Consider the following 14,146-nt stretch of genomic DNA (forward strand, 5'->3'; position numbering starts at 1 on the left):
TTCTATCCCTTGCTGAACGCAAATTGTGTGCGCTGTTCATATCGCTCGCCGGGGCGGAGCACCACCTCGGGGAAGCCATCATGGTTGATCGCGTCCGGCCAGACATGCGGCTCCAGCGCGACACCGCCCTGCGGCCCATAGCTGCGCCCGCCCAGCCCTTTTGGACCGATCTGCATCTTGTACGCATCATAAACCTGCAGTCCCGCCTCGGTCGTGCGCATCTCCATCGCAACCCCGGAACGGGTAGAGCGCAGCGTACCGATCTTGCGCAAGGCCTGTCGCTCATCCGACAGGCACAGATTATGATCAATGAACACGTCGTCTGCGATGGGCCGTTCTGCGCGGAAATCATAGCGCGTGCCAGTCACGTCTCGGGCCTCGCCGGTCGGGATGAATCCGTCATCCACTACAGTGAACCTGTCCGCGTCGACCTGCATCAGGTGATCCGCTGTTGTCTCACCGCCATCTAGGTTCCAGTAGGTGTGATGGGCGAAGTTGCACAGCGTCGGCGCGTCGGTCTCGGCGGTCAGCTCAATGTCGAAGACACCGCCGTCGAGGCAGGCATAGGTGCAACGCACCACCATGTTCCCGGGATAACCCATCTCGCCATCGGCCAGATCGATCCGGAAAGTGATCCGGTCGTCGGAAACGCTCTCGACCGTCCAGTTGCGCTTTCCAACCCCTTTGCTGCCACCATGCAAATGGTGGCGGTCCTGAAAGTTCTGATCGACTTGATAGCGCACCCCATCAAGCGAGAACTGCCCCTCCCCGATCCGGTTCGCGCAGCGCCCGGCGATAGCGCCAAAGTACGGGCTGTCGGTCAGGTAAGGCGCGAAGTCGTCGAACCCCAGCACCAGCGGGGCATCGTGGCCGTCCAGCCGCAAATCCTGCAGCACCGCGCCGTAGGACAGTACCCAGGCCGTCAGCCCGCCGCCCGCGATCCGGTGCTGCGCCACTGGGCTGCCATCAGGCATCTCGCCGAAGCTCATGGTCCCCTCCCCCGCAAATCAATCGCCTGTCCCGACCGTGCGGACTCCTCCGCCGCCTCGCCGACGAGGACGGACCAGTACCCATCCATCAGCGACACCTCCGGCGCGCCTTTGCCACTGCGCACGAGCTCTATGAATTTTTCATGCTGGAAGAAGGTCGAGCCGTGGTGATCTCCCGCCGCCAGAATATGCTCTGGCACGTGCACCACCTCGCGCACCTCTTCCTTGAGCGCTCTGAGCGACATGACGAACTCTGCCTCGCGCTCGCGGCCATCGGGCGAGAACCGCGCGGGCCCCGGCACAAAGGCCTCGACCCGGGCCTTCTCGCCGGTCACCGCGATCGTTTCCTGCCAGAACGAGCCTTCGGCGAACATGCACAGATCCAGCATGCCCCGAGACCCGTTCGCGAAATCGACCACGACATAGGCGTTGTCGATGATATCAGGCATTTGCCCCATGTAGCGCTCGTCGCGGTGGTTCACGTCGACCCCGCCCGACGCGTAGACCCGCACCGGATCAGACTTCAACACCAGCCGCATCAGGTCCCAGAAGTGGCAGCATTTCTCGGTCAGGGTGCCGCCCGTCCGCGCGTTGAAGCGGTTCCAGTCGTCCACCTTCGGCAGGAACGGGAAGCGATGCTCCCTGATCGACATCATGCGCGGCGTGCCCACCGCGCCCTGATCCACCGCCTGCATCAGCCGTTGTAGTGGCGGCATGTAGCGGTACTCCATCGCGACCCAAACGGGCGCGACCCGCCCCTTCGCCATATTCAGCAGATCGCGGCAATCAGCGCTGCTCGTCGCCAGCGGCTTTTCCACCAGGATCGGCTTGTCGGTCGCCAGCAGCTTCTGCATGATCCCCGCGTGGGTGTCATTTGGCGCCGCGACAAGGACCACGTCGCACGCATCAGCCGCCAGCATCTCGTCCATAGACGCATACCCGACCGCGCCGGAGCTCTGGACCGACACGGATCGCATCTGCTCGTTCGGGTCCGCAATTGCTGCGACCTCGGCGCCCTCCAGAAGCGCGATGTTGCGGATATGCTCCTGGCCCATCATGCCGGAACCGATGATCCCGTATCTGATCATGCCGCCCCCAACTCGATGACGGGCAACCCCATCCCCGCCGCGATCCGGCGCAGCGCGTCGCGGTGGTCGCCATAGGCAATGGCCATGTGATGCTCCAGCCCGGAATCCATCACATCGCGCAGAACTTTCTGCGCAGCATGATCGAAGCGCACGACCCCGGATGTCCCGGTAAACGCCATTTCGCTGCGCAGCATTTCACCCCCGGCAATGACGACCTTCGGCACGCCGTAAGCCTGCGAAATCCGGAAAAACGTCACGCGTCCCGGCTTCAGCGTGAACTCGTAGAGCAGCGCCTGTTTGCGGTTGGTGTGTACTGTCGCCATTGGCTCATCATCGGTCATCGAGACGGGGGCTTGGCCGCAATGCCACACGACACCTGTATCGGATTCAGCGTCCATATCAACCAGATCGGCAAGAAAAACAGGGCTATCACAGACTCTCTGCAAGATCGCCTGCGTCACCGCGCCATAGACATCCGCCTCGCAAGCGCAAGGCACACGCGCCTCGCCCATCATCGAGACAGGGCCGCAAACGGCGCCACCGTATTCGGTGAAAGTCTCCGGCCAGCAGCGGATTGCAAAGGCGTCGTAGTCGTTTTCGCTGCGCAGCATTTCAAGCGCGCTGGCAAGACGCAATGAGCGATCCAACTCGCCCTGATCCATGTCCTTCAGGTTCGGCACGGCCGCCACCTTGTCGCGGTAGGGGGCGACCGCAGCATCGTCCAACCCCCGCGCCGCGGCGAACATCTGGTCCAGCTCCAGCTCGTCCACAGAGGCCCCAGTCAGCGCCTCCAACTCCGCCTTGTCATAAGCGCAGGTATCGAACCCCACGGGATGCGCACCGATCCGCGCGATACGCAAATGAGGCACTGGATTCTCCACCGCCGCGACGCCCGGCTCCTCACCGTCAAGGCGCGACACCGCGTTTTTCCCGGCAAGCAAGCCGGCCAAATCCGCATCACCCGGATCGCCATAGAGCCAGCCGAAGCCTACCCCATTGCGGCCCAAGGCATGGCCCGCAAGGTTCAGCCCGCAAAACGCGTTAAGCCGCAGTCGCCCGCCCAGTCGCGGCTCCGGCACCGCCCAAATTGCGAGCGGCACGCCCAGCTTCGACGCCTCCACTACGAAGGCGGCATCCGTAAAGGTCACCTGCAGGACCAACACCAGATCGGCCTGCGCGACCTGCGATAACGCATCCGGCGACGGCTCCATCAGCAGAGCGCGCGGCCCGATGACCTCGTGGCCCTCCGCAGAGGCCAGCGCGTCGATCTTCGCCAGCATGCCCGCCAGCTTTTCCTCGGCATAAGGCACATCGAAGGTTGGTCGCCCCAGCGGCAGCAATCCGATTTTCATCTAGAGGCCCTCGTAGCCGTGACGGAAGCTCGCATCCGCAGGCTTGAACTGCGCGCCGCCCGCGCCCCAGCATGCGTGCTGGTCCCAGGGCGTAGCTTTCGCATCCGCCAGGGCCGAGATTTCGGCCATGTAGGCCGCGCTTTCGCCTTCAAGGCCCGCGCGTATGGCATCCCAATCGGGAAACGCCTGAAACGCATCCAGCCAGATCGCGCGGCCCGCCAGGAAACCCGACGCACCAGCGGCAAAGGCATGCTCGAGGATCGCCTTGAACTCCGGCTTGCCCGCGCCCGCGCTCAGCATCACCCAAGGCCGCCCGGCAAGACGCCCCATCTCGTCGAACAGGGCTTGAACACCGTCGGTCTGGGCAACATCCTTGGCTGGCACCGGGCTTTCCAGCTTGAACACATCCACGCCGAAATCCGCGCCCGAGAACGCTTCCACCGAGCGCAGCACATCGTCGGCGCGCTTGGTGTTCATCTCGATATATTCGCTGGTCTGCTCAGTATCGCTGTCGAGCGGGTGCACCAGCAGCTCGAACAGGAACGGGATGTCATATTTGGCGCAGGCCTCGCCGATGCGCTTGGTCCAATCCCGCTGATGTTGGCAGACAGTCGGGTCTGCGTCCGGGCGATACCACGCCAGCACCTTCACGGCATCGCCGCCCATCCGCTTGATCTTGCCCACGTCCCAGTCGTCGATCATGGAGGATTTGCGGCCATTGCCGGTCTCTTCGAACAGCGAATCCTCCAGCGTCACGATCAACCCCTTCGTGGGCGACAGGTGTTTCAGCCCCACAGGGATCGCGTAATGCGGATCGAGCAGCATCGCGCTTGAGCCCTCTTGCAGCGTCTCAACCAGCATCGCCTTGAACCGCGCGACGTCCTCATACGGGGCCGCGTCGGTGCCGTAATGGGCGGCAATTGGGCCTTTGATCGGCGGGCGCTGGTCCACCGCGGTCATCTTGAATAGCCCGCCCGCATCGGCCATGCGGCGCATGCCCCAAAGTTTGCCTGCCGTCAGTTCCATTGGTCTCTCTCTTTCAGAAATTCGATCACTTGGTCCCGGGTCGGCGTCGCGCGGCGACCGCCTGCCCCTTCGCATTTCAAACTCGCCGCCGCTTGCGCGAAACGCATGGCGTCGCGGGTGGTCCTGCCCTCGGCCAGCATCAGCGCGAAGGCACCGTGCCACACGTCCCCTGCGCCGAGCGTGTCCTTGACCACCACCAGATGCGCGTCCAGATGCCCGGGCGCGTCGTCGATCCAATCCACTCCATTCGCGCCGCGCGTTACCGCCACGAAAACGCCCAAAGCGCGGTGCGCCTCCTCGAGGTTCCGATACGTGTCGTCCAAGCCCTGCTCCGAGAACACGATATGGCTCGCCGCGCGCATCATCGCCTCGCTTACCGGTGCCTCGCCATCGAGCACACAAGGCACGCCAAGCTCTCTCCCTCGCGCGAAGGCCGCCAGCGTGGCCTCTTCCCATCGCGTGTCAGCCAGCACGGCGTCGGCGGTGAATTGGCACGGCTTCGGCACTTCGCACAGCCCCTCGCCGCGGAACGCCATGATTTGCCGCTCACCCGCCGCGTCCACATAGACCGATGACACCGCCGACCGGCCCGGGGTCAGCTCCAACGCGGTCAGGTCCACGCCCTCGCGCCGCAGGTCATCGCAGACCAGATCGCAGACCTCGTCCTGCCCGAAGCGCGCCAGCAATTGCGCGTGACCGCCCAGGCGTTGCACCGCCACGGCGGCGTTGGCGGCACATCCACCGCCCACCAGATCCAGCCCGTCGGCCTGAAACTTTTCACCGCCGACCGGCAAACTCTCCATCCGATAGACAAAATCCAAAACGGCGCTGCCCGCCACGAAGACCCGCGCCATCAATCCACCGCCAGCCCGCTGGGCACCGTCTCTGGCCGCCCGAGCCGCCCATAGCGGCTGTCGCCGCCGCTCAGCGCATGCATGAAGGCCACCAGATCGGCCACCTGCGCGTCTGTCAAATCGACCGGCGTAATGTCGAGTTTGGCGCGCTGTCGCGCCATCTCGCGGCTGTCACTCTGGATCACGAAATCGATCTTCTCGACCGCCGGTGCCTTTGGCAGCCGTGCCATCGCGGGCGTCCACTGATCGAGGCTCGCGCGCGGATCGAGGTGGTGCCGTATGATCCCCTCGAGCGTCGGGAAGGCCCCATTGTGCCCGTAGGGCGCAGTCAACGCGACATTGCGTAGGGACGGCGTGCGAAAACGGTATGCATCGTCCAGATCGTTGCTTTCGGCCATCCGCCCCACGTCGCGCGGGATCGGATCAAACCGCCGCGTGCGGCCCGGCCCGAAGGCGGGCAGGCCAATGGCGTGGAAATCGTGATCCGTCTGGAACGGCCCGGAATGGCAGGTTGAGCAGCCCGCCTCGCCGTAGAACAGCTCCGCCCCGCGGGTCTGTGCGGGCGTCATCGTTCCCAGATCATAGGGACTGTCGAAGCTGCGCCATTCGCTGTCCATGAACGACGCCAGCGCGTTCACGATATCGGCGATCTTGGCTTCCTGGACCCCGATCTGTGTAAACATCTCCCGGTATGCCGGGATCGCGCGCACGCGCTTCGACAGGATCGGCCATGCGTAGTCGATCCGGTCATGGATCGCGCCCGCGACCTCGTTTTCTTTTGGATTGCCGGCCATCTCGAACTGCGCGGTCAGCGGGAACAGCGCCTGTGCGGCCAGTAAACTGTCGAGCCCTTCGGGCAGCCATTCCTCGGCAGGTGAGTTGATCCCGTTGCCGTAATCTTCCGACGCGGAGACGCGCCCGTCATGGAAGAACACCGTGAACTCCTTGGCCCCGATGTTCCAAAGCGCGGGCGCGTGGCGCGGCACGCGTTTCTTGATCCCGTCCGGCCCGACGACGCGCTGCGGCCCCAGACCCACGCCGCCTTCGCCGATCCCAAGGCTCAAGCCATCGGCAGAGAACAGGTCATGGTGGTGGCAGGTCCCGCAAGAAATGTTGCGATTGCCCGACAGGATCGGGTCGTAGAACAGCAGCTGGCCCAGCTTCGCCTCGGCGGTGTCGAACTCCGGGTACATCTCTGGCGTAACCCGCTCCCACGCCATTGCAGGCCCGGCGATGCAAAGGCACACTGCCCCAAACAGGAGAGAGACATGCGCGCGATTGCCCTTTTGCTTTTGATGGCCCTGCCCGCCCACGCTGATATCGAGAAGGCCCGCGACCTGATGGAGTCGAGCCAGTTTGAGGCCGCCTATGAGGCGCTCTGGCCCGCCGCCCGCTCCGGCAATGCCGACGCCGAAGAGCTGATCGGCGTCATGTACGCCCTTGGTCTTGGTGTCGAAAAGGATCCGGTCCGCGCCTTCGAGTGGTACTTGCGCAGCTCCATGAAGGGCCACCCCGGCGCGCAGTCCGGCCTCGGCTGGTACTACGAGGTCGGCATCGGCACCGGCATCGATCTGACCCGCGCCTACATGTGGTACGCGCTCAGCGCCATTGGCGGCGACCCCGACGCGGCGATCTCCCAAGAGGAGGTGGTCAAGAAGATGACGAAGGCGCAAATTGAGCATGCCCATGAGTTGATCGCAGATTACAAGGTTTGGATGTATCCGTTCCGGTAACGGTTTCATCTTGGCTCAGATAGACCCGCGCGCAGGCCCATGTGAGGCAAGACGAAGCGGGAGCACCAAAGCCCCCGCTTCACCTTTGAACACTTAGTTCAGGTCTTTGGCCAGATCGGCGTCGATCTCTGCCTCTGCCTCAGCCACGGCTGCGGTCAGGGCGTCGAAGATTTCCGGGCCGCCGTCGACATTGGCTTTGAACCAGTCAAACACCGGGGCGGCTGCCTCTTTGAACGCGGCCTTTTCTTCCGGGGTCGGCACGTAGAGATTGCCGCCGCCTTCCACGAAGTCCGCGTAGGCCTGGATCGACTTGCGCTTGGGCGAAGCGAAGGTGGCCTGTTGCAGGGCGGCAAAGCCGTCTACCACGACGCGGCGCATGCCCTCATCCATCGACATGAACTTGTCGTTGTTCATGAACCACAGCGCGCCCATGTAGGCGTGGCCGTCCAGCGTCACATATTGCAGACCCGCATCGGGGAATTTCATGCCCATGATGTCGGTGATGCCGTTCTTGGAGCCTTCCACAACGCCCGTCTGGAACGAGGTGAACAGCTCGGGCCACGGGATCGGCGTGGGCGCTGCGCCAAGGGCCTTCACAAGCTCTTGCGGCAGGTCGGCCACCACGGTGCGGATTTTCAGGCCTTCCATATCAGAAGGCTTCTGAATGGGCCGCTGCGTGTTGGCGAAGTTGCGCCAGCCGCCGGTGTTGCCGATGGTCATCAGGCGAATTTGGTCGCCGGAGGCGGCCAGCGCCATCTCACGCATCTTGCGGGTGAAGTCACCTGACAGCACGGCCTCGGCCACGCGGTCGTCGCGCATCAGGTAGGGCAGGTCCAGAACCTGAACGAAGGGGAAGATGCCCGCAGCACCACCGGAGGTGGAGATGTAGACGTCGATCGACCCATCCGCGATGCCCTGCAGGCATTCCGCGCCGTTGGCGCAAAGCTGGGTGCCGATGAACAGCTCAACCTCAATGGCGCCGTTCGATGCCTTTTCGACATAGTCCTTGAAGACGACCAGACCGTCATAGTCCTCGTCGTTCTCGTTAGAGTTGGCTGTCGCGCGGATGGTCATCTTGTGGCCGTCGGCATAGGCCGTGAAGCCCATCGCCGCCATGCCAGCAGCCAGCGCCGCGGTCTTGAACAGTTTTCCGAGTTTCATTTAGGTAATCCTCCCTTTGGATTTCTTGATTATGCGATGAAGCCGAACAGCCGCGGCAGAAACAGCGAGATGGCCGGCACGTAGGTGATCAGGAATATAACCGCGACCTCCACCGCCAGGAACGGCAGGATCGCTTTCGAGATGCTCTCGACCCGTTCGCCCGACACTGAAGACGCCACGAACAGCACCAGTCCCATGGGCGGCGTCGCCAGACCTACGGTCAAGTTGACGGACATGATGATGGCGAAGTGCACCGGGTGCACGCCCAGCTCCAGAAAGATCGGGGCGAGGATCGGGCCAAGGATGATGATCGCGGGACCTGCATCTAGGAACATGCCGACGACAAAGAGCAGCAGGTTGATCAGGAACAACAGCACAAGCGGGTTCTGCGACAGGGTCAGAATGAACTCGGCCAATTGCTCCGGTGCGTGGGACAGCGACACAACCGTCTTGAACGCCATTGCGGCGCCCACCAACAGCAGAACGACCGACGAGGTCAGCGCCGCTTTCAGCAGCACCTCTGGTACGTCTTTGACGCCCATTGAGCGCAGCAGGAACAGCGATACAAACAGCGCATAGGCCACGGCGACGGCACTTGCCTCGGTGGGCGTGAAGACCCCGCCTAAGATGCCGCCCAGAATGATGACGGGCGTCAGCAGCGGGAAGAACGCTTTCAGCGAGGCTTGGCCCTTCTCACCCCAAGTCGCCCGCTCGCGCGAGGCCGGGAAGTCCGCGCCTTTCGCCAGATAGGACGTGACCATCATCAGGCCGACGCCCACAAGGATGCCCGGGATGATACCAGCAAGGAACAACGCCGCCACGCTCTCGCCCATGACGTAGGAATAGATGATCATGATGCCGGAGGGCGGGATGATCGGCCCGATCACCGAAGACGCGGCGGTCACGGCGGCGGCAAAGCGACGCGAATAGCCCTCTTTCTCCATCGCCGGGATCAGCATTGAGCCCAGCGCAGAGGTGTCGGCCACTGCCGAGCCTGACAGCCCCGCAAACAGCATTGACGATAGGATATTCACCTGCGCCAGCCCGCCCCGCAGATGGCCCACACAGGCCTGCGAAAACTCGACCAACCGCATCGTGATACCACCCCGGTTCATCATCTCGCCCGCCAGCATGAAGAACGGGATCGCCATCAGCGGGAAGCTGTCCATGCCGTTGTAGACATTGCGGTAGAGCAGCGCCAAGTCGCGTTCCTGCCCGTTCATCCACAGCAAGATCCCCGGCGCGGCCAGCAGGCCGAAGAACACCGGCAGGCCGATCATCAGGAACAGCAGGAAGAGCGGCAGGAACCAGACCAGCATCTAGTCGGCCTCCATCGCGAACATCGGCTTGACCGGGGGCACGTCGTCCTCGCGGTCAAAGAGCGTCAGGAAGGCGCGCAGCACCAGCTCGATATTGACCGCCACCAGCAGGCAAACGCCCACGAACATGCTCAGATACATCCAGGCAAGCTTGATGCGCTGTATCCCCTCGCCGCCCCAAATGGCGCGCGGTATCTTCAGCGACGACGAGTTGAAGAGCCAGCCGGAATTGACGTGGTTCCAGCCCAATTGCACCGCGGTGACCAGCACCAGCATCGCGACGAGCAGCAAAACAAAGGACAGGATTGCGCCGACTTTCTTCGGCAATAGCTCCGGCACCATGTCGATGGCGACGAAGCCGCCCCAGCGATACGCACTCGGTGCGGCGAGGCCCGCCATCCACAACATCATGAAGCGCGCAGCCTCTTCCGACCACGGCAACGCGTCGTTCAAGACATAGCGAAAGACCACCTGCAACAGGATCACCAGCACCATGAGGCCCATCAGCACGATCGCGATCTGCCGACCCACAGCAAGCACGGCGCTGTTCAGCGCGGCCAGAAGAGCGGTGGCTTTGGCGATAACGAGCATTAATCCTCCCAGACGCGCGTTAGTTTCGAGTTGGGCGCAAGCGAAAACGTGAGTCAAGCATTAACGACGACCAGGTCCACCTCGGCGGCCTCACAAAGTGGCGCGACCCAGCCCGGCACGCCGTCATCGGTGACGACCGTGTGCACGCCCTCCAGCGTGCCAAGGGTCACCGGGGCAGACCGCGCGCATTTGGAACTATCGAGCGCGAGGATCACATGGCGCGCGCCTGCCATCATGGCGCGGCAGACCTGCACCTCGGCCAGATCGAAATCCAGAAGCGCGCCATCTTCCGACAGCGCTGCAGCGCCGATCACGGCGTAGTCGACCCGGAACTGCCGGATGTAATCCACCGCCTCCGCGCCCAGAATCGCGCCATCTGACCGGCGCACGATGCCCCCCGGAACGATGACCTCCAACCCGGGATAAGCTCTTAATTTTGATGCCATATCGACGTTATCTGTCACGACGCGAAGCTGCGAATGGCCCGACAGCATCCGGGCCACTTGGCCCGTGGTCGTGCCCGCATTGAGGAAGATCGCACAGCCTTCCGGGATGCGCCCCGCGACGGCGGCCCCGATGGCCTGTTTCTCGCGCAGCGCGTCCGCCTCCCGGGTCGACAGCGCCATATGCTCGACCCCACCCACCAATGTCGCACCACCGTGAAAGCGCACGACATGGTGCAGCTCTGCCAGCCGCTCAAGATCCTTTCGGATGGTCTGTGGCGTGGTCGCAAAGCTGTCGGACAGGTCATCGACCCGCACGCGTTTCTGCGCCTCGATAAGCCTCAATATTTTTCGCTGCCGTGGGCTGAGCATCGCGTAATCCGATCTTCGAGTCGCGCCAACCTGACGCAATACCGAAAATAACGAAAGTCTTTTGCGCAACGGAGCTTTCGAATTGCGCCCTCTTCCGTACAAATCAGGCAGGTCCGAGGCTGACACCGGCGTGGAATAGGCTAACCTCCGTCCCATCGCCGCGCGCGCGGCCTTCTGGAGATTTGCCCATGGCTCAGACGGATCCCTCCTTCACGCTTGGTGTTGAAGAAGAATACCTGCTTGTCGATCCCGAAACCCTTGATCTGACCGAGGCGCCCGACGGGTTGATGGAAGCCTGTGTCGAAAAGCTGGGCGAGCAGGTCAGCCCCGAATTTCTGCAATGCCAGATCGAGGTGGGAACCGGCATCTGCAAGACGGTCGCCGACGCGCGCGCCGACCTCGCCCACCTGCGCGGCACGATCAAGGAGGTCTGCACCAAATTTGACGTCGCCCCCATCGCGGTGTCGACCCATCCATTCGCGAAGTGGCAGCAGCAGTCCTTCACCGACAAGGCGCGGTATCGCTCGCTTGAAAAAGATCTCGCCGGGGTGGCCCGGCGCATGCTGATTTGCGGCATGCATGTCCATATCGGCATCGAGGATGACGATCTGCGCATCGACCTGGCCAATCAGTTTTCCTACTTTCTGCCGCACCTCTTGGCGCTGTCCACCTCGTCCCCATTCTGGGAAGGCGAGGATATGGGCCTGCATTCCTACCGCTTGTCCGTCTTCGACAACATGCCGCGCACCGGCTTGCCGCCGACCTTTTCGAGCTATTCGGACTATAACCGCTCGGTTCAGACGCTGATCGACGCGGAGATCATCGAAGACGCCACCAAGGTCTGGTGGGACATGCGCCCCTCCGTCCGTTTTCCAACCCTCGAATCCCGCATCTGCGACGTGGTCCCGCGCATCGACCACGCCATGGCGATCACCGCGCTGACCCAAAGCATCATGGCAATGCTCCACGACCTGCGCGGCAAGAACCAGCGTTGGCGCCAATATGAGCGTTTCCTGATCGAGGAAAACCGCTGGCGTGCCCAGCGCTACGGACTGACCGGCGGCATGGTCGATTTTGGCGCGGGCGAGATCATTCCCTTCGCGGACGCGCTGCAAGATCTGATCGAGCTGGTCTCACCGCAGGCAGAGCGGCTTGGCTGTCTCGCGGAAGTGCTCAGTGCCCGCACGATCCTCGAGGATGGCACCAGCTCCGCCCGACAGGTGGCGACTTACGAGGCCGCGATCGAGGATGGCGCAAATCCCGACGACGCCCTGCGGAAGGTGACGCGCGAACTGGTCTCGGAGTTCAGCGCAGGCTTGTAGCGCTTACCGGATGCGCAGCTCGGTCTCGCCGTCAAACACCATCGCCGTTGCGGGATCGTAGCTGATCCCCACCGTGTCACCCTCGTTCGACCGGATATCGCCGCGCTCTTCGATCACGATCTTCTCGCCGGTGGTGCTCATCAGATAAGCGTAAGAAACGCCACCCAATGCCTCGGTTAGCTCGACGATATGGGTGGAGCCATTCGGGTCCACCGCCAGGTGCTCGGGCCGCAGTCCCACCGTCACCGCGCGCCCATCCTCGGGCAGGGTGACCGGGATTTCCAGATCGGCGTCGAGCGCCGGAACCTGCACCTTGCCGCCTTTCACCGAACCACCGAGGAAGTTCATGGCGGGCGAGCCGATGAAGCCCGCGACAAACTTGTTGTCGGGGTCGCGGTAAAGCTCCAGCGGCGCGCCAACCTGTTCGATCCGGCCCGCACGCAGCACGACGATCTTGTCGGCCAAGGTCATCGCCTCGACCTGATCGTGGGTCACGTAAATCATGGTCGCGCCGATCTCCTTATGCAGGCGTGCGATCTCGACCCGCATCTCCACCCGCAGCTCGGCATCGAGGTTCGACAGAGGCTCGTCGAACAGGAACACTTCTGGCCCGCGCACAATGGCGCGCCCGATGGAGACCCGCTGGCGCTGCCCGCCGGACAGGGCGGCGGGCTTGCGGGACAGGTACTCTTCCAGCTTCAGGATGCGGGTGGCCTCTGCCACCTTCTTGTCGATCTCCGCGCGCGGGTGGCCGTTCATCTTGAGACCGAACCCCATGTTCTCCTTCACCGTCATATGCGGGTAGAGCGCGTAGGTCTGAAACACCATCGCCACCCCGCGCTCGGACGGGTCCATCCGGGTCACATCGCGCGCGCCGATATGGATCGAGCCCTCGGTGGTCTCTTCCAGCCCCGCAATCATCCGCAGCAGAGTAGACTTGCCGCAGCCCGAGGGGCCGACGAAGACGCAGAACTCCCCGTCCTCAATGTCCAGATCGACCCCGTGCATCACCTGCACCTCGCCGTAGCGTTTGATCACGTTGCTGATTGTCAGGCCGGACATGGGCGTGGTCCCTCTTGGTTAGGCATTCTGTTTGATCTGGTCGGGAAAGCGGAAGGCTTCGGCGTCCTCGGCGATGCGGGACACGGTCGTCTTGATGAGCGGCAAATGCGCCTCCAGCGAAGCCAGCGTGTGCCGCTCGGTCGTCGAGGTCAGCGACAAGCCTCCCAGCACCCGACCGTTGGCCGACAGGACCGGCACGGCGACGCATATGATACCCGGCTCGTGCTCTTCGCGGTCATAGGCATGGCCGCGGGCGCGGATGGCATCGAGCTCGTCGCGCAACGCGTGCGCGGTGGTGTAGGTGGTGTCCGTGAAGCGGTGAAAGCTCTGCTGGGCGATGATCGTGTCCTGCTCTGCTTCAGGCAGGAAGGCCAGCATCGCCTTGCCGACACCGGTGCAGTAGACCGGCCCGACGCGGCCCGCCTGCGAGTACATCTCGACCGGCACACGGGCGTTGCGCTTGTCGACGTAAAGCACCTGACCATTGTCGAGCTGCGCGACATGAACGGTCTCGCCGGCGCGCTGCGACAGTTCTTCGACATAGGGCTGGGCCACCGGGGCAAGCGAGCTTTGTCGCCACGCCTGATGGGCAAGGCGTACCAGCCGGACCCCCAGCGCGTAGGTCTGCCGGTCCCGGTCGAGGGAGATCATCCCCTGCTGCAACAAGGTCTGGAGCAGGCGGTAAAGCGTGGCCTTGGGGTAATCCGACACGGCAAGCAATTCAGAGAATCGCACCGGGCGGCCGAAACTGGCGACCTGATCGAGGACGCTCAACGCCTTGCCCACAGTGCCTTCAGACCCACCGGCGGTTGTCATATGCCCTCCCAAGCGAAC

Annotated in this window: 14 protein-coding genes; 2 read left to right on the top strand and 12 right to left on the bottom strand. The window is 63.3% G+C overall.

Going from position 1 to position 14,146, the window contains the following annotated elements:
- Positions 1–2: 2 nt before the first annotated feature.
- The 6 genes from C8N43_RS18085 to C8N43_RS18110 are packed head-to-tail and all read right to left on the bottom strand — an operon-like array spanning position 3 to position 6,529.
- Positions 3–989 carry an aldose epimerase family protein gene (locus C8N43_RS18085; RefSeq protein ID WP_107847128.1) on the bottom strand — a complete coding sequence of 329 codons (987 nt, stop codon included), beginning with the start codon at positions 987–989 and terminating at the stop codon, positions 3–5.
- Positions 986–2,077 (bottom strand): Gfo/Idh/MocA family protein, encoded by a 1,092-nt coding sequence (locus tag C8N43_RS18090; protein WP_107847129.1) that lies wholly within the window; start codon positions 2,075–2,077, stop codon positions 986–988. Before C8N43_RS18090 ends, C8N43_RS18085 begins: the two co-directional genes overlap by 4 nt.
- Positions 2,074–3,429 (bottom strand): L-fucose/L-arabinose isomerase family protein, encoded by a 1,356-nt coding sequence (locus C8N43_RS18095; protein ID WP_107847130.1) that lies wholly within the window; start codon positions 3,427–3,429, stop codon positions 2,074–2,076. Before C8N43_RS18095 ends, C8N43_RS18090 begins: the two co-directional genes overlap by 4 nt.
- Positions 3,430–4,455 (bottom strand): tagatose 1,6-diphosphate aldolase, encoded by a 1,026-nt coding sequence (locus C8N43_RS18100; protein ID WP_107847131.1) that lies wholly within the window; start codon positions 4,453–4,455, stop codon positions 3,430–3,432.
- A complete protein-coding gene (locus C8N43_RS18105) occupies positions 4,446–5,309 on the bottom strand; it encodes a PfkB family carbohydrate kinase (RefSeq protein ID WP_107847132.1) in 864 nt (287 codons plus the stop codon). Before C8N43_RS18105 ends, C8N43_RS18100 begins: the two co-directional genes overlap by 10 nt.
- Positions 5,309–6,529: a cytochrome-c peroxidase gene (locus C8N43_RS18110; protein WP_107847133.1), complete on the bottom strand. Its 1,221-nt coding sequence runs from the start codon at positions 6,527–6,529 to the stop codon at positions 5,309–5,311. The genes C8N43_RS18105 and C8N43_RS18110 overlap by 1 nt, the downstream gene beginning before the upstream one ends.
- Before the next feature lie 48 nt (positions 6,530–6,577).
- On the opposite strand from C8N43_RS18110, the gene C8N43_RS18115 reads away from it, so the two are divergent.
- Positions 6,578–7,042 (top strand): tetratricopeptide repeat protein, encoded by a 465-nt coding sequence (locus C8N43_RS18115; RefSeq protein WP_107847134.1) that lies wholly within the window; start codon positions 6,578–6,580, stop codon positions 7,040–7,042.
- Between the two features lie 93 nt (positions 7,043–7,135).
- On the opposite strand, the gene C8N43_RS18120 is transcribed toward C8N43_RS18115, so the two are convergent.
- Genes C8N43_RS18120 through C8N43_RS18135 form a run of 4 tightly spaced genes read right to left on the bottom strand, consistent with a single transcriptional unit; the run spans position 7,136 to position 11,084 of the window.
- Positions 7,136–8,203, bottom strand: coding sequence for a TRAP transporter substrate-binding protein (locus tag C8N43_RS18120; protein ID WP_107847135.1), 1,068 nt, complete (start codon positions 8,201–8,203; stop codon positions 7,136–7,138).
- A 29-nt stretch (positions 8,204–8,232) separates the two neighbouring features.
- A complete protein-coding gene (locus C8N43_RS18125; RefSeq protein WP_107847136.1) occupies positions 8,233–9,522 on the bottom strand; it encodes a TRAP transporter large permease in 1,290 nt (429 codons plus the stop codon).
- A complete protein-coding gene (locus C8N43_RS18130; RefSeq protein WP_107847137.1) occupies positions 9,523–10,113 on the bottom strand; it encodes a TRAP transporter small permease in 591 nt (196 codons plus the stop codon).
- 53 nt (positions 10,114–10,166) lie between these two features.
- Positions 10,167–11,084: a DeoR family transcriptional regulator gene (locus C8N43_RS18135; protein WP_107847138.1), complete on the bottom strand. Its 918-nt coding sequence runs from the start codon at positions 11,082–11,084 to the stop codon at positions 10,167–10,169.
- Between the two features lie 32 nt (positions 11,085–11,116).
- Between C8N43_RS18135 and C8N43_RS18140 the strand changes: the two genes are divergently transcribed.
- Complete coding sequence (locus C8N43_RS18140) at positions 11,117–12,250, top strand: carboxylate-amine ligase (protein WP_107847139.1); 1,134 nt, start codon at positions 11,117–11,119, stop codon at positions 12,248–12,250.
- Positions 12,251–12,253: 3 nt separating this feature from the next.
- Here the strand turns inward: C8N43_RS18140 and C8N43_RS18145 are convergent, their stop codons facing one another.
- Both C8N43_RS18145 and C8N43_RS18150 read right to left on the bottom strand, forming a co-directional pair.
- Positions 12,254–13,312, bottom strand: a complete 1,059-nt coding sequence (locus C8N43_RS18145; protein ID WP_107847140.1) for an ABC transporter ATP-binding protein — start codon at positions 13,310–13,312, stop codon at positions 12,254–12,256.
- Positions 13,313–13,330: 18 nt separating this feature from the next.
- Positions 13,331–14,128, bottom strand: a complete 798-nt coding sequence (locus C8N43_RS18150; protein ID WP_107847141.1) for an IclR family transcriptional regulator — start codon at positions 14,126–14,128, stop codon at positions 13,331–13,333.
- Positions 14,129–14,146: the final 18 nt, after the last annotated feature.

The sequence above is a fragment of the Litoreibacter ponti genome (assembly GCF_003054285.1).
Taxonomy (GTDB): domain Bacteria; phylum Pseudomonadota; class Alphaproteobacteria; order Rhodobacterales; family Rhodobacteraceae; genus Litoreibacter; species Litoreibacter ponti.